Consider the following 15,603-nt stretch of genomic DNA (forward strand, 5'->3'; position numbering starts at 1 on the left):
ATGCTGTTACGACTAAAATGTCGGTCCTTTTACAGGTTTATGAGTACCGTTACTGGTGAACACGCCAGTTAAGTTCACCAGCATTGCGATGGTTATCACTGTGACATTTCGTCGATGCCAGTATTCACTACTTATTCTGACTCAGTTGATCAGTGATTTGACTGGCCACGCTGAATAGAAATTTCCAGTCGCTATCAGCATCTGAATTTACAAATGACGAGTTGACAGCGATGACGATATTTTTCTCTGGATCAATATAGACCAGTTGCCCATTAATCCCTTCTGCAGAGATAATCTGTTCCTTATCACCAATAAACCACCAGAAATGGTTATAGCCTTGCTCATAGGATATTTTTTTACCATAATCGCCCGCATCCCATGCCTTTTTATTACCTTTATCTTTAATTAAGTTAGCCAACCCCGGACTGTCAAATCGTGGGGTATTACCCGTAACCGTATTCAGAACCACCTGACCTAACCGCGCGATATCTCGAGTAGTGGCGCTCATACCTGCACCACAAAAGGTTTGTCCTTTGTTATCCAGTAAGATAAAAGCATCCCGCTCAGCGCCTATTTTTTTCCAGACATTGTCTTCAATGATCTGCCATGCAGGTTTATTAGCGACTTTTTCTGCAATCAGACACATCACATCGGTATTGACTGTTGCATAGTTAAACTGACTCCCCTGTGGATGAGCGGCTTTTTTTATACCGCGAAGAAAAGCCAGTAGACCTGGTGGGTTTTGTTCACCAGGTATGAAATTGCCGGCAGCCAGATAACGATTAAATCCACTGTCAGGTTTAGCATAATCTTCATCGTACTGGAGGGAAGTCGTCATTGCGGCTACCTGAGAAACTTTGGCGTCTCCCCAAGCGCTGTGGGCCAATTCAGGTAAGTAATGGCTGACCTGCGCATCTGGATCGATTTTCCCACTGTCAATCAGCGGCTGAATGGCCAGCCAACTCACCGACTTTGTCACGGAGTTTAGCTGGTGACGTGTATACTCTGTCTGGCCATTAAAATACTTTTCGAAACGAATGTTTCCCTTCTCTAAAACCACTACGCTATCTATTTTTCGGTGGTTGCCAATTTTACCCAAAGGATAGCTTTCATTGCCATCCTTAATGATCAAATTATCTAGCGATGACGGAACGGTATTGAGTTTCCAGATGTGATTTCCATTAAAAAGCGTAGCGTTGGGGTATAATTTCCCCATATTTTGATAGGTCACGCGATTATCAGGAAAGTAAAAACCATTATGATGAGCAATAACTGATTGCTGCTGTGAAAAAGTATTCGTTATCTCTTCATCGCTACAGTAGCCTTTAGCAATCGGCAGCGTAGCAATTAACAGGCATAATAATCTTATCATTAGTAATTTATCCATAATTAAAAGTTGAATTGACTTGCATGACATAGCAACGCTGCAAAGTGTAGTCAAAATTCAGGCATGGGTAGTTATCATATGTTAATAACGTGCAGTGGCTGGCAATATCATTAAAAAATGACAACGAGGCTTGGCAAGGTGAGAATTAAATAAGCGAGATTTTTTTAAAAAATGTCAAGTTATCCTGGTCACTGCTATTAGCAATAATTCGCGCTGATACGAACAAACTTTTGCTGACGACATATCTGCCGAGTGGGCAGCTGAATCAAACCCCACTGGCCTGTCTGGAGTGAGGAAATTGTCTTTTATCATAAGCAAATGTATGCCGCTCAAATTTATGGCCGAACGATTTTTCGTGGTTCGGTGCCACAGAGTCGCCTGATTTGCTTAAGCAGCTGTTGCGCCCGTTTTTGTTCTTTAACAAGGATATGCAGAGCGGCTGCGTTTTTTGCCATGATCGTAACCTGTGTGTTGGTTATACTAGGCCGCGTCCTGCCTGTCATACCGTACGCGGCAAGCGAGATACTATCCCAGCCACCTGTCATGAGCGAATCCTGGTTATGCGTTTAAACCCTGGTCAACAACAAGCCGTCGAATTTGTCACCGGACCTTGTCTGGTGCTGGCCGGTGCCGGGTCAGGAAAAACGCGCGTGATAACCAATAAAATCGCCCACCTTATTCGTGAATGTGGCTATCAGGCTCGCCATATTGCCGCAGTGACCTTTACCAATAAAGCGGCGCGTGAGATGAAAGCGCGTGTCGCCCAGACTCTGGGGCGCAAAGAGGCGCGCGGGCTGGTGATTTCCACTTTTCATACCTTGGGACTGGACATTATCAAACGCGAATACGCCGCGCTGGGAATGAAATCCAACTTTTCGCTGTTTGACGATCAGGACCAGATGGCATTGCTAAAAGAGCTGACCGCACAGTGGCTGGAAGAGGATAAGACGCTGCTGCAGCAACTGATATCCACGATCTCTAATTGGAAAAATGATCTTGTGGATCCGGCCGGTGCCGCATCGCTGGCACGCTCAGAGCGCGACAACATTTTTGCTCACTGTTATGGCCTCTATCATGCCCACCTGAAATCCTGCAACGTACTTGATTTTGACGATCTAATCCTGCTGCCAACCCTGTTGCTGCAACGCAATGAGGCGGTGCGCGAACGCTGGCAGCAGCGCATTCGCTATCTGCTGGTGGACGAATATCAGGACACCAACACCAGTCAGTACGAGCTGGTAAAGTTGTTGGTTGGCCACCGGGCGCGGTTTACGGTCGTGGGTGATGATGATCAGTCAATCTATTCCTGGCGCGGAGCGCGTCCGCAGAATCTGGCGTTACTCAATCAGGATTTTCCGGCGTTGCAGGTCATAAAGCTCGAACAGAACTACCGGTCTACCCAGCGCATCCTTAAAGCGGCAAATATCCTGATTGCCAATAACCCTCACGTTTTCGAAAAAAAACTGTTCTCTGAGTTGGGTTACGGCGCGGAGTTGAAAGTGGTCACCGCTAACAATGAAGACCATGAAGCCGAGCGGGTTGTCGGTGAGTTGATCGCGCATCACTTTATTAACAAAACCCAGTATAAGGATTACGCCATCTTGTATCGCGGCAATCATCAGTCGCGGGTCTTCGAAAAGATGTTGATGCAAAACCGTCTCCCTTACCGTATCTCTGGTGGTACTTCCTTTTTTTCGCGTCCGGAAATTAAAGATCTGCTGGCCTATCTGCGCATACTGACTAACGCTGACGACGACAGCGCCTTTTTGCGTATCGTCAACACCCCCCGGCGTGAGATTGGCCCGGCAACGCTGCAAAAGCTGGGCGACTGGGCGATGGCACGAAATAAAAGCTTGTTTACTGCCAGCTTTGATATCGGTCTGCAACAGACGTTAAACGGTCGCAACCTCGAATCATTACAGCGTTTTACTCTCTGGCTGCGTGAGATTGCGGCCCTGGCAGAGCGCGAACCGATCAACGCGGTGCGTGATTTAATTCGCTGCATGGATTATCAAAGCTGGCTGTTTGAGACCTCTGCCAGCCCGAAAGCGGCTGAAATGCGGATGAAAAATGTTGATACGCTGTTTAGCTGGATGACGGAGATGCTCGAAGGCACCGATCTTGATGAGCCGATGACCCTGGCACAGGTGGTTACGCGTTTTACGCTGCGTGACATGTTGGAGCGCGGCGAAGGTGATGAAGATACCGATCAGGTGCAGCTGATGACGCTACATGCCTCGAAAGGGCTGGAGTTTCCCTATGTTTTTCTGGTGGGGATGGAAGAGGGGCTTTTGCCGCATCAGAGCAGCATCGATGAAAGCAATGTTGATGAGGAGCGGCGTCTGGCCTATGTCGGGATAACCCGTGCGCAAAGAGAACTCACTTTTATGCTCTGTCGTGAACGCCGTCAGTACGGTGAGCTGATCCGGCCCGAACCCAGCCGCTTTTTACTTGAACTGCCGCAGGATGATCTACAGTGGGAAACCGAGCGTAAGGTCGTCAGCCCGGAGCAGCGGATGAAAACCGGCCAGAGTCGGGTTGCCGGATTACGCGCGATGCTGGATAAATCGCGCGGCGCTGGCTAAAAGAGAACCTGTTTTTTCCACCCTCTCTTCCTTAGGGTGCAGGCGGTTAATTATCAGCCTTTGAACCCTACGATGTCGCTTGACGTGCCGCCTGACTCCCCTTTTTTATACTTTTTTTACGCCCTGCCCGCGAGTTTTTACACCTATTTTATGGTCGCCTGTTCAGACTGACAGTATCTGAAAAGTGCTGACAGAGGTGAAAAATGAGCATCATAGGAGTTATCGGGATCGCACTGGTGTTTCTGTTGTTGGGCTATCTGGTTTACGCCCTGATCAACGCGGAGACATTTTGATGGACTTAAGCGCCCTGTTGTTAATGACCAGCTTATTGGTTGTCCTGATGCTACTTGCCTGGCCGTTAGGTCGATCGATGGTACTGATGGTTGAGGATCGTCCCTGGCCGGGCGTTGCTACCATTGAGCGCTATATCTGGCGCATTTGTGCGATTGGTGAACAGGCTATGGGCTGGCGGCAATACCTGCTGGCGTTGCTATTGTTCAACCTGGCGGGCATGCTTGTGCTTTTCCTCATGTTGATGGCGCAGGGCAGCCTGCCGCTAAACCCACAGCATCTGCCTGGATTAAGCTGGCACCTGGCATTGAATACGGCGGTAAGCTTTGTCACCAACACCAACTGGCAATCATATGCGGGAGAAAGCACGCTTAGCTATTTCAGCCAGATGGTTGGGCTGACGGTGCAAAACTTCCTCTCAGCCGCCAGCGGCATGGCGGTTGCCCTGGTACTCATCCGCAGTTTTGCTAACCATTCGTCAAGTCTGCTGGGTAATGTCTGGCGCGATCTGACGCGCATTACGCTGTGGGTTCTGCTGCCGATATCGTTGCTGATAGCCTTGTTCCATATCAGTCAGGGCACGTTGCAAAATTTTCAGCCTTACCTGCATCTCACCACCCTGGAAGGGGCAAAAGAGACGCTGGCGATGGGACCGGTTGCCTCTCAGGAAGCGATCAAAGTCCTGGGTACCAACGGCGGCGGCTTCTTTAACGCCAACTCGGCTCATCCTTTTGAAAATCCGACGGCACTGACCAACGTTGTACAGATGCTGGCGATACTCCTTATTCCTGCCGCGCTGTGCTTCACTTTCGGTGAAGCGGTAAAAGATCGTCGTCAGGGGTATGTTCTGCTCTGGTCGATGACGCTGTTATTTGTTGCGGCGGCAGTTACCGTTATCTGGGCCGAACAGCAAGGGAATCCGCATCTGCTGGCATTGGGTACCGATAGCAGCATCAATATGGAAGGGAAAGAGAGCCGCTTTGGCATTCCCGGCTCGGCCCTGTTCACGGTAGTAACCACGGCCGCTTCCTGCGGTGCGGTTAATGTTATGCATGATTCGCTGACCCCGATAGGCGGCATGGTGCCTATGTTGCTGATGCAGATTGGTGAGGTGGTGTTTGGCGGCGTTGGCTCTGGCCTGTACGGCATACTGCTGTTTGTTTTACTGGCGGTATTTGTTGCCGGGTTAATGATCGGCCGTACCCCCGAATATCTGGGTAAAAAAATTAACGTCCGGGAAATGAAAATGACTGCGCTGGCCATTCTGGTCACGCCGGTGCTGGTCCTGCTCGGCAGCGGCCTGGCGATGATGACCGAAGCGGGACGATCGGCCATGACGAACCCCGGTATTCATGGCTTCAGTGAGGTTCTGTACGCGCTATCTTCCGCGGCTAATAACAACGGCAGCGCCTTTGCTGGTTTAAGCACCAACACGCCATTCTGGAACCTGTTGCTGGCATTTTGCATGTTTATCGGCCGCTTTGGGGTGATCGTCGCAGTAATGGCGATAGCGGGTTCCCTGACGGTAAAACCGGTGCAGCCGGTGGGTAATGGCACCCTTGCTACTCACGGCTTTCTGTTTATCGCATTACTTACCGGCACCATTGTACTGATTGGCGTGCTGACGTTTGTCCCGGCTCTGGCGCTGGGACCGGTTGCCGAACATTTACAGATGATGGGTCAGTGAGAGCTAAGGAAAACACCATGAAAAGTTCCACACCGATGTCAGTTAACGGGGCGCTGGCCCGCATCGCCTTAATGGATGCATTGCGCAAGCTTGATCCGCGGGTACAGTTTTATAATCCGGTCATGTTTGTTGTCTGGCTCGGCAGCGTATTGACTACGCTGCAAGCCCTGGCAATGAGTTTTAATCTGATGCCCGGACCGGAGGGCTTTACCTGGGCTATCGCGGTCTGGCTGTGGTTTACCGTGTTATTTGCCAACTTCGCCGAAGCGCTGGCCGAAGGACGTGGCAAGGCGCAGGCTAACAGTCTGAAAGGCGTCAAACGCACCCACGATGCGAAAAAAATGGCGCAGCCACATTATGGCGCCGCAACGGTGACGGTTGCGGCCGACTCCCTGCGTAAGGGCGATGTCGTGCTGGCTGAAGCTGGCGATATTATTCCTTGCGATGGCGAAGTGCTTGAAGGCGGTGCCTCGGTTGATGAAAGCGCGATAACCGGCGAGTCGGCACCGGTTATCCGCGAGTCCGGCGGTGATTTTGCGTCAGTCACCGGCGGAACGCGCATCCTGTCTGATTGGTTGATAATTCAGTGCAGTGCCAATCCGGGAGAAACCTTTCTTGATCGCATGATCGCGATGGTAGAAGGCGCAAAGCGCCGCAAAACCCCCAATGAAATTGCACTGACCATTCTGCTGATTGCGCTGACTATCGTTTTTCTACTTGCTACAGCGACGCTATGGCCCTTTTCCCTTTGGGGTGGGCAACCGGTCAGTGTAACCGTACTGGTGGCGCTGTTGGTTTGCCTGATCCCCACCACTATTGGTGGATTGCTATCGGCAATTGGCGTGGCAGGTATGAGTCGTATGCTGCAAGCCAATGTGATTGCCACCAGCGGGCGAGCGGTGGAGGCTGCTGGTGATGTCGATGTGCTGATGCTGGATAAAACCGGCACCATCACGCTGGGTAATCGGCAGGCGACACAGTTTTTACCGGCACCGGGTATCAGTGAACGTCAGCTTGCTGATGCCGCACAGTTAGCGTCGTTAGCGGATGAAACGCCGGAAGGGCGAAGTATCGTCGTGCTGGCGAAGCAAAAATTTAATCTGCGCGAACGCGATCTGCAAAGCAGCGGTGCGACCTTTGTGCCATTTTCAGCGCAAACAAGGATGAGCGGCGTCAACGTGCAAGACCGTATGATCCGCAAGGGCGCAGCGGATGCTATCCGTCGTCACGTTGAGGCTAACGGCGGTCAGTTTCCACCACAGGTCAATAAATTGGTGGAGGACGTGGCCCGCGCGGGCGGTACGCCGCTGGTTGTTGCCGAAGGCTCGACAGTTACTGGTGTGGTTGCGCTAAAAGACATCGTGAAGGGCGGGATCAAAGAGCGCTTTGTCGACATGCGCAAAATGGGTATTAAAACTATCATGATCACCGGCGATAACGGGCTGACCGCTGCAGCGATCGCTGCTGAGGCGGGCGTTGATGACTTTCTGTCGGAGGCCACGCCGGAAACCAAGCTGGCGTTAATCCGTCAGTATCAGGCGGAGGGAAGGCTGGTTGCCATGACCGGTGATGGTACCAATGATGCCCCGGCGCTGGCACAGGCCGACGTAGCCGTTGCGATGAACTCCGGTACACAGGCGGCAAAAGAAGCGGGCAACATGGTTGATCTTGACTCCAACCCCACCAAGCTGCTGGAGGTGGTGCATATTGGTAAACAAATGCTGATGACGCGGGGTTCGCTGACCACCTTTAGCATCGCTAACGATGTGGCTAAATATTTCGCTATTATTCCTGCCGCCTTCGTCGTCACTTATCCGCAGCTTAATACCCTGAACGTTATGCAGTTGCATTCACCCCAATCGGCCATTCTTTCTGCAGTCATCTTTAATGCGTTGGTGATTGTTTTCCTGATCCCATTGGCGCTGAAAGGCGTGAGCTATCGCCCGCTTAGCGCTGCTGCCTTGCTGCGACGTAATCTGTGGATCTATGGCCTTGGCGGTCTGCTGGTCCCGTTTGTGGGAATTAAGCTGATCGATATAATTCTGACCGTATCAGGTTTGGCCTGAGGAGAGAAAAATGAGTCAATTACGCCCCGCGCTGACGCTGTTGCTATTCCTTACGCTTATCACCGGCGTTGGCTACCCTTTATTAACCACGGCGCTGGGACAATGGTGGTTTCCGTTTCAGGCCAATGGTTCGCTGTTAGAGCAGCACAACGCTCTACGAGGTTCAGCGTTGATCGGCCAGAATTTTACTCAGACGCGATATTTCCAGGGGCGACCATCCGCCACTGGCGGTTTACCCTACAACCCAGAGGCGTCAGGGGGCAGCAATCTTGGACCCACTAATCCGGCATTGTTGACGACGATAGCGCAGCGCGTAGCGGCACTTAAAACGGCAAATCCGCAGGCAACTGGCCCGGTACCCGTGGAGTTGGTTACTGCGTCTGCAAGTGGACTTGATCCGCAGATCTCACCACAGGCCGCACGCTGGCAGACAAAAAGGGTAGCGGCCGCCCGTGGGTTGGCGTTAGCGCGAGTGGAGCAGCTGATTGCCGAGAATACCCGCAGGCCGATGCCCTGGTTTATCGGCGAGCCGGGCGTTAATGTCGTAATGCTCAATAGTGCACTGGATAAATTAGCACGCTAAACCCTTATCGCCGGCGCTGTCGGCGACCCGTTTCTCAGGCAGGACAGCGATGAATAACGATATTATCCGCCCCGACCCGGATGCCTTGCTGAAGCACGCAGAGGAAAAACCACGCGGACGGTTAAAAATCTTTTTTGGCGCCAACGCCGGCGTTGGAAAAACCTGGTCGATGTTACAGGAAGCACATCGATTGCGTGCTCAGGGACTGGATGTCCTGATCGGCGTGGTGGAAACCCACGGACGTAAAGAAACGGCTGCGCTGGTGGATGGGCTGGCAATGCTGCCCCGCCGTCATTCTGCACGGCACAACCATGCGGAGTTCGATCTCGATGCTGCGCTGGCACGTCATCCGGCGGTGATGTTGATTGATGAATTGGCTCATAGCAATGCCGCGGGGTCACGTCATCCTAAGCGCTGGCAGGATGTCGAAGAGTTACTGGCGGCGGGTATGGATGTGATGACGACGGTTAACGTACAGCATCTGGAAAGCTTGAATGACGTGGTTAGCGGGATTACGGGTGTTCGGGTGCGGGAAACGGTACCTGATCCTTTTTTTGATTCAGCCGATGAGATCGTGCTGGTCGATTTGCCACCCGATGACCTGCTGCAGCGGCTGAAAGAGGGCAAAGTGTACGTTGGCGATCGCGCGGAGCGCGCGATTGAAAACTTCTTCCGCAAAGGCAATCTCTTTGCGTTGCGCGAGCTGGCCCTGCGGCGGACCGCTGACCGGGTGGATGACCAGATGCGGCTCTGGCGTGACAGTCACGGGCGCGCAAAGGTCTGGCATACCCGCGATGCGATTCTTTTATGCATCGGCGACAATAACGGCAGTGAAAAGCTGGTGCGCATTGCGGCTCGTCTGGCTGCAAAGCTGGGAAGCGATTGGCATGCGGTTTATGTTGAAACGCCGCGCCTTTACGGTATTTCGGAGGCTCGTCGACGGGCGGTGTTGAGCACGCTGCAACTGGCAAGAGAGCTGGGCGCGGAAACCGCCACCCTCTCTGACCCCAGTGAAACCGAAGCGATCCTGCGCTATGCCAGAGAACATAACCTCGGTAAAATCGTCATTGGCCGCTCGCCAGGGTTACATCGCTGGCGTCGGGAACGATTCCTGCGGCGTCTCGGCCAGTCTGGTCCTGAGCTGGATCTGCTGGTGGTCGCGCTGAATGATGCCCCGCGTACCCGCTCCGCACTGACGCCGGTTGATCGTACATTTTCTGCTGAAAAATGGCGTCGGCAACTGTATGGCTGCGCGGCGGCGGCACTGTTGTGCGCCCTGATTACTTTTCTCGGTCGCTGGCTGCTGCCAGGCGTTGACTCGGTTAACCTGGTGATGATCTATCTGCTGGGGGTGGTGATTGTGGCGTTGCGCTATGGTCGCTGGCCGTCGGTGATCGCCGCAGTACTGAGCGTCATCGCTTTTGATCTCACTTTTATTGCCCCAACGGGCACCCTTGCGGTATTTGACATGCAGTATCTGGTGACCTTTGGCGTGATGCTGACAGTCGGCACCCTGGTGGGTAACCTGACGGCGGGCGTGCGCTACCAGGCACGGGTGGCCCGCTATCGGGAACAGCGGGCGCGTCGGTTGTATGAGCTGGCGCAGTCGCTTGGGCGCGCGTTGTCCCAGCAGGATATCGCCAGTATCAGCCAGCGCACTGTCGAGAGTACGCTTGGTGCGCGTAGCGAGCTGTTACTGACCGGCGAACAGGGCGAGTTGTTCATGCCGGGAGAGCAGCGCCTTAGCGTCCTGCCGGATCAGGCCATCGCCCGTTGGAGCATTGATAAAGGCCAGCCAGCCGGTGCCGGTACGGATACGTTGCCTGCGGTGCCGTGGCAGATGCTACCGCTTAAAACCGCGCAGCAAACCTACGGGCTGCTGATTATTGAACCGAATAATCCGCGTCAGCTGATGATCCCCGAGCAGCAACAGCTGGTTAATACCTTTACTGCGCTGATTGCGAATGCGCTGGAAAGGCTTCAGCTGGCACAACGTGAGGAGGTTGCCCGATTGGCCGCTGAGCGTGAGCAGCTGCGCAATGCCTTGCTGTCGGCACTTTCCCATGATTTGCGCACACCACTGACGGTGTTATTTAGCCAGGCAGAAATTCTGATGCTGGATTTGGCTGGCGAAAACTCAAAACATGCCGTTCAGGCAAGTCAAATACGTCAGCAAACGCTGAACACGGTCAGGCTGGTGAATAATTTGCTGGATATGGCGCGTTTACAGTCGGGTGGATTTCACCTGCACACCGAGTGGATGGCGCTGGATGAGCTGATTGGCAGTGCGTTGCAAAATCTCACACCGTTATTGGGTGAGCGTCAGATACAGCTCGACTTACCGAATGAAATGCTGCTGTTGCAGGTCGATGGGGCGCTGATGGAGCGGGTATTCGCTAACCTGCTTGAGAATGCACTCAAGTACGCTGGCGAGAGTGCGCAGATAGGTATCACGGCCTTACGTTCGGAAAATAATACGCTGGCTATCAGCGTCTGGGATTCGGGGCGTGGTATCTCACCAGGGCAGGAAGGGCACATTTTCGAAAAGTTTGCCCGCGGCAGCAAAGAGTCTGCCGTGCCGGGTGTGGGACTGGGCCTGGCGATTTGCCAGGCAATTATTGATATTCATGGCGGTACAATCAGTGCCAGTCATCGCCCGGAGGGCGGCGCGTGCTTTACCTTCACTTTGCCGCTGGGAGCGCCGCCTGAACTGACGTAGCAAGGTGCCAGCTCATCAGGTCAGGCGCTCGGCAATGAATCCGGCCGCGGATCTAGCCCCGGCCGCTGAGATAGTGTGACCGGTTGATGGTTCAAATTGGGTTGTCACCGGATAGCCCAGTCTGCGTAGCTGATCAGCCGCCTGCTGGCTTTCAGCATAGGGGATCACCGGGTCGATCATGCCGTGGATTAACAGTAGTGGTGCGATGGCGGGTTTCCACGGCGGCGGTGATGCCAGGCGGCCGGAAAATGCCACCACGCCCGCAACGGGCCAACGGCCGGAAACCACGGCGTCAAGGGCCATAATGGCACCCTGAGAAAAACCTATCAGCACCACCTTATCCAGCTTATCAGCCATCTTCTGTTGCTGCAGAACCTGTTTGAGAACCCGATCAACGTTGTGGCGGGCGTCAGCCACACGCTGAGAACGGTTTTCCGGGGTAATATCGTCCAGTGCGAACCACTGATAGCCCGCGCCGTGGAGAAAACGTTCGGGCGCGTTTGGACTGGAAAATCGCACATCAGGGAGATCGGGTGCCCAGCGAGCCGCCAGCCCGGCCAGGTCGTCACCATTACTGCCAAAGCCATGCAAAAGAATCGCTAAACCGTCTGTCATATCTTTCCTCTTGCGCAGTGATAACTCGTATCCGCATTGTGCTTGCTGTTTGGCCGAGTGCATAAGGTTTACGTGCCTTTGTCTGAGTAACGCTCATCCGGCAAGATTCCCCCTTTAGCCGTGTTTTGCACTACGCTTTGCAGAATTCTTAAGGAAAATGAGAGATTAATAATGCTGTCTCAACGATTTGAACGTCTGATTGATGTGTTTAAGGATGCGCCAGGCGATACGCCACCTGATCGGGTCTGGGCGTTTTATTATTACTATTTGCGTCAGGTCTGGCCCAGTTTCGCCATCCTGCTGTTGGTCGGGCTGATTTCTTCATTAATTGAAGTATCCCTGTTCAGCTATCTGAGTCGCATCATTGATCTTGCCAATTCTACTCCGCCTGAAAAACTGTTCAGTATGCACGGCGGAGAGCTGATCTGGATGGTGGTGGTGGCGTTGCTGTTACGGCCACTCTTTATCGGGCTGCATGATTTACTGGTACATCAAACCATTAGTCCCGGGATGACCAGCATGATCCGCTGGCAAAATCACAATTACGTACTGCGGCAGAGCCTTAATTTCTTTCAGAGTGACTTTGCCGGACGCATTGCCCAGCGCATTATGCAAACCGGTAATGCGCTGCGGGATTCGGCCGTGCAGGCGGTTGATGCCATCTGGCACGTGCTGATTTATGCCATCACCTCGCTGGTGCTGTTCGCGGAAGCAGACTGGCGGCTGATGATCCCGCTTATCTTATGGATCATCGGCTACGTTTTATGCATGTGGTATTTTGTTCCGCGCGTAAAGGCGCGTTCTGTTGCTTCGTCCGAGGCGCGCTCGAAATTAATGGGAACCATCGTTGATGGTTACACCAACATCACGACCCTGAAGCTTTTTGCCCACAGCGCACTGGAAAAACAGTATGCCCGTCAGGCCATCGGCGAGCAAACCGAGAAAACCCAGCTGGCTGGGCGTATGGTCACCGGCATGGATGTGACTATCACCACGATCAACGGCCTTTTAATTGTTTCTACTACCGGGCTGGCGCTTTGGCTCTGGACCCAGTCGCTGATAAGCGTTGGGGCGATTGCGTTGGCTACCGGCCTGGTTATACGCATTGTGAACATGTCTGGCTGGATTATGTGGGTGGTAAACGGCATTTTTGAAAATATCGGCATGGTGCAGGACGGTCTGCAAACCATTGCTCAGCCGGTAAACGTTGCCGATCGGCCCGATGCTAAGCCGCTGCGAGTTGAACGTGGTGAAATACGCTTTAGCGACGTGCAATTTCATTACGGTAGTGAACGGTCAGTCATTGAAGGGCTTAACCTGACCATTCAGCCCGGTGAAAAAATCGGCTTAATCGGCCCGTCGGGTGCTGGCAAGTCAACGCTGGTTAATCTGTTACTGCGTCTCTACGATCTGAATGGGGGACGTATTCTGATTGACGGACAGGACATTGCCCAGGTGAGTCAGGAAAGTTTGCGGGCACAGATAGGTATGATCACCCAGGATACCTCGCTGTTGCATCGTTCCATTCGCGACAATCTGCTGTATGGACGCCCCAACGCATCTGATCATCAGCTGCGCCAGGCAATACAGCGTGCACGTGCAGAGGATTTCATTCCCTGCCTGTCCGACGATCAGGGACGCACCGGTCTTGAGGCGCACGTCGGGGAGCGCGGTGTAAAACTCTCTGGTGGTCAGCGACAGCGGATTGCCATTGCACGGGTGCTGCTGAAAGACGCGCCGGTTCTGGTCATGGATGAGGCCACCTCGGCGCTTGACTCAGAGGTCGAAGCGGCGATTCAGGAGAGCCTTGAGGATTTAATGGAAGGGAAAACGGTGATTGCCATTGCTCACCGCCTGTCCACCATCGCTAAAATGGATCGGCTGGTGGTGCTGCAAAAAGGGAAGATTGTTGAGATGGGTAATCACCAGCAGCTGCTGGAACAAAACGGTCTGTATGCCCGCCTCTGGCACCATCAGACCGGTGGTTTTGTCGGCGAGCTTTGATTGCAGTCGGTTGAAGTCCACGGCGTTAAGGCTGCTGACGATGAAAAGGCAAGGCCTGGCGCGCTTCCAGCGCCCAGGCTGCCACCGCCAACTTTTCCTGCTGTAAATAATCCGCTACCGCCTCATGCAGTGCGGAGTGGCGTAGCAGGTGCCATGAGCGCGTTAGCGTGGGTTCAAAGCCGCGCACCAGCTTGTGCTCCCCCTGGGCACCGGCGTCAAAACGGCTCAGCCCGTTGGCCATCACATACTCCATGCCCTGATAAAAACAGGTTTCAAAGTGCAGGTGGGCAAACTCTGCCAGACACCCCCAGTAGCGGCCGTAGAAAGTGTGATCATCGACGAGGCTCAAGGCCATAGCAACCGGCTTTTGATCCCGCTGAGCGATTACAACCCGAATAGCCGCGGGCATTCGTTCGGCCAGCAGGCTAAAAAATAGGCGATTGAGATAGGGGCGCTGGCCACGCACCGCGTAGGTATTGGCGTAGCAAACATAAATAAAATCCCACTGACTTTGCGTGAGTTCATCTCCCTGATACCAGCAGAAATCAAACCCCTCCTCGCGCACAGTCTGGCGTTCTTTGCGCATATTTTTGCGTTTGCGTGACATCAACGTATCAAGAAAGTCGTTGAAATCACGATACTGGCGGTTATGCCAGTGATATTGACAGCCAATGCGCGACAGCCAGTCCTGCTGCTGCTCCAGCAGCGAGTCAGCAAACGAATTGGTAAAATTAATATGGCCGCTATGCAGCCTGGCTTCTTCAAACCAGGCCGGCAGCAATTCAAGGAGCTGACGAACTGCCTGTTGCCCTCCCATGACGCGTGCGCCGCTAACCGGACTGAAAGGAACGGCGCAGAGCCATTTAGGGTAATAGGGCAACCCTGCCCGCTGGCAAGCGTCCGCCCAGGCGTGATCGAAAACATATTCGCCGTGAGAATGGTTTTTACGATAGCCAGGCATAGCGGCCAGCACCTTCCCGTGCTCCTCCCACAGCAGATGCTGCGGATGCCAGCCGGTTTCGGGTTTGATACAGCCGCTTTCTTCAAGTGCGCTCAGGAAAGCATGGCGTATAAACGGCTGATGATCGACCAGCAGAGCATCCCAGCTGGCAGCGGCGATATCAGTGATCGTATTAAGGCAGACTAGCGACATTTTAGTCTCCGGTGAACAACGCTATGGCTACGTTGAACGTTTTTTGGGTATCGATCAATCACCTTATGTGCCAGATAACACCACCCGGAACCGGTCTACGGCCGATGCAAGTGCCGTCAGTAAAGCAAAGCTGTCGGGGGATGAGAAACATCTGACGGTCGTCTCTTTATCAAAATTTACAGAGTATTTCTGTGATTACATTGAGCAGAAGTGTGGGGAGCATGGCCGCGAGACTGGCTATCAGAATAGTGCATCGCTAAAAAATTTTTGCCATGCTACAGAAAGCTTGTTATCGGTGGCTTGAAGATTTAACTGGTTCACTGCGCGTTAAATAGCATGTGAGATAAACGCTTCACGGTTATATTGATAATGTTGTGCGGGTGCCTGCCGACCTGTTACTTCAGCTATGGCATCAGGCGTGGCACGAGCAGATCAATAAGTAGGGCAGAGGGCCGGTTGTCTGATCGCTGTTGACTGAAGCAGACTCTTTTCAGGGGCGGAGTGCCGGTAAAA

General features: G+C 53.2%; 11 protein-coding genes. 8 read left to right on the forward strand and 3 right to left on the reverse strand.

Features of this window, described 5'->3' with window-relative positions:
* Nucleotides 1–127 precede the first annotated feature (127 nt).
* Nucleotides 128–1,387 carry a serine hydrolase domain-containing protein gene (locus tag BM191_RS10885; RefSeq protein WP_177203327.1) on the reverse strand — a complete coding sequence of 420 codons (1,260 nt, stop codon included), beginning with the start codon at nucleotides 1,385–1,387 and terminating at the stop codon, nucleotides 128–130.
* Between the two features lie 560 nt (nucleotides 1,388–1,947).
* On the opposite strand from BM191_RS10885, the gene rep reads away from it, so the two are divergent.
* From rep to kdpD, 6 genes are all read left to right on the forward strand, one after another.
* Nucleotides 1,948–3,972 (forward strand): DNA helicase Rep, encoded by a 2,025-nt coding sequence (gene rep, locus BM191_RS10895; RefSeq protein WP_092878066.1) that lies wholly within the window; start codon nucleotides 1,948–1,950, stop codon nucleotides 3,970–3,972.
* A 203-nt stretch (nucleotides 3,973–4,175) separates the two neighbouring features.
* Nucleotides 4,176–4,265 (forward strand): K(+)-transporting ATPase subunit F, encoded by a 90-nt coding sequence (gene kdpF / locus BM191_RS10900; RefSeq protein ID WP_092878068.1) that lies wholly within the window; start codon nucleotides 4,176–4,178, stop codon nucleotides 4,263–4,265.
* Complete coding sequence (gene kdpA / locus BM191_RS10905) at nucleotides 4,265–5,950, forward strand: potassium-transporting ATPase subunit KdpA (RefSeq protein WP_092878070.1); 1,686 nt, start codon at nucleotides 4,265–4,267, stop codon at nucleotides 5,948–5,950. The genes kdpF and kdpA overlap by 1 nt, the downstream gene beginning before the upstream one ends.
* 17 nt (nucleotides 5,951–5,967) lie before the next feature.
* Complete coding sequence (gene kdpB, locus BM191_RS10910) at nucleotides 5,968–8,016, forward strand: potassium-transporting ATPase subunit KdpB (RefSeq protein ID WP_092878072.1); 2,049 nt, start codon at nucleotides 5,968–5,970, stop codon at nucleotides 8,014–8,016.
* Between the two features lie 10 nt (nucleotides 8,017–8,026).
* Nucleotides 8,027–8,599 carry a potassium-transporting ATPase subunit KdpC gene (gene kdpC / locus BM191_RS10915; RefSeq protein WP_092878074.1) on the forward strand — a complete coding sequence of 191 codons (573 nt, stop codon included), beginning with the start codon at nucleotides 8,027–8,029 and terminating at the stop codon, nucleotides 8,597–8,599.
* Between the two features lie 49 nt (nucleotides 8,600–8,648).
* A complete protein-coding gene (gene kdpD, locus BM191_RS10920) occupies nucleotides 8,649–11,318 on the forward strand; it encodes a two-component system sensor histidine kinase KdpD (protein WP_092878076.1) in 2,670 nt (889 codons plus the stop codon).
* 15 nt (nucleotides 11,319–11,333) lie between these two features.
* Here the strand turns inward: kdpD and BM191_RS10925 are convergent, their stop codons facing one another.
* Nucleotides 11,334–11,933: an alpha/beta hydrolase gene (locus tag BM191_RS10925; RefSeq protein ID WP_092878078.1), complete on the reverse strand. Its 600-nt coding sequence runs from the start codon at nucleotides 11,931–11,933 to the stop codon at nucleotides 11,334–11,336.
* A gap of 171 nt (nucleotides 11,934–12,104) precedes the next feature.
* Between BM191_RS10925 and BM191_RS10930 the strand changes: the two genes are divergently transcribed.
* Complete coding sequence (locus BM191_RS10930) at nucleotides 12,105–13,937, forward strand: ABC transporter ATP-binding protein (protein ID WP_092878080.1); 1,833 nt, start codon at nucleotides 12,105–12,107, stop codon at nucleotides 13,935–13,937.
* 25 nt (nucleotides 13,938–13,962) lie between these two features.
* Here the strand turns inward: BM191_RS10930 and BM191_RS10935 are convergent, their stop codons facing one another.
* Nucleotides 13,963–15,090 carry a GNAT family N-acetyltransferase gene (locus tag BM191_RS10935; protein ID WP_092878083.1) on the reverse strand — a complete coding sequence of 376 codons (1,128 nt, stop codon included), beginning with the start codon at nucleotides 15,088–15,090 and terminating at the stop codon, nucleotides 13,963–13,965.
* Between BM191_RS10935 and BM191_RS16555 the strand changes: the two genes are divergently transcribed.
* Entirely contained in the window at nucleotides 15,062–15,394 is a 333-nt protein-coding gene (locus BM191_RS16555) for a hypothetical protein (RefSeq protein ID WP_143088819.1), read from the forward strand. The genes BM191_RS10935 and BM191_RS16555 overlap by 29 nt on opposite strands.
* Nucleotides 15,395–15,603 lie beyond the last annotated feature (209 nt).

Origin of the sequence: Izhakiella capsodis, assembly GCF_900115045.1 — a bacterium.
In the GTDB taxonomy this organism is placed as follows: domain Bacteria; phylum Pseudomonadota; class Gammaproteobacteria; order Enterobacterales; family Enterobacteriaceae; genus Izhakiella; species Izhakiella capsodis.

Bases quoted from the DNA above. Each gene is read 5' to 3' on its own strand.
- BM191_RS10885 (WP_177203327.1), bottom strand. From the start codon at position 1,387: ATGGATAAATTACTAATGATAAGATTATTATGCCTGTTAATTGCTACG.
- rep (WP_092878066.1), top strand. From the start codon at position 1,948: ATGCGTTTAAACCCTGGTCAACAACAAGCCGTCGAATTTGTCACCGGA.
- kdpF (WP_092878068.1), top strand. From the start codon at position 4,176: ATGAGCATCATAGGAGTTATCGGGATCGCACTGGTGTTTCTGTTGTTG.
- kdpA (WP_092878070.1), top strand. From the start codon at position 4,265: ATGGACTTAAGCGCCCTGTTGTTAATGACCAGCTTATTGGTTGTCCTG.
- kdpB (WP_092878072.1), top strand. From the start codon at position 5,968: ATGAAAAGTTCCACACCGATGTCAGTTAACGGGGCGCTGGCCCGCATC.
- kdpC (WP_092878074.1), top strand. From the start codon at position 8,027: ATGAGTCAATTACGCCCCGCGCTGACGCTGTTGCTATTCCTTACGCTT.
- kdpD (WP_092878076.1), top strand. From the start codon at position 8,649: ATGAATAACGATATTATCCGCCCCGACCCGGATGCCTTGCTGAAGCAC.
- BM191_RS10925 (WP_092878078.1), bottom strand. From the start codon at position 11,933: ATGACAGACGGTTTAGCGATTCTTTTGCATGGCTTTGGCAGTAATGGT.
- BM191_RS10930 (WP_092878080.1), top strand. From the start codon at position 12,105: ATGCTGTCTCAACGATTTGAACGTCTGATTGATGTGTTTAAGGATGCG.
- BM191_RS10935 (WP_092878083.1), bottom strand. From the start codon at position 15,090: ATGTCGCTAGTCTGCCTTAATACGATCACTGATATCGCCGCTGCCAGC.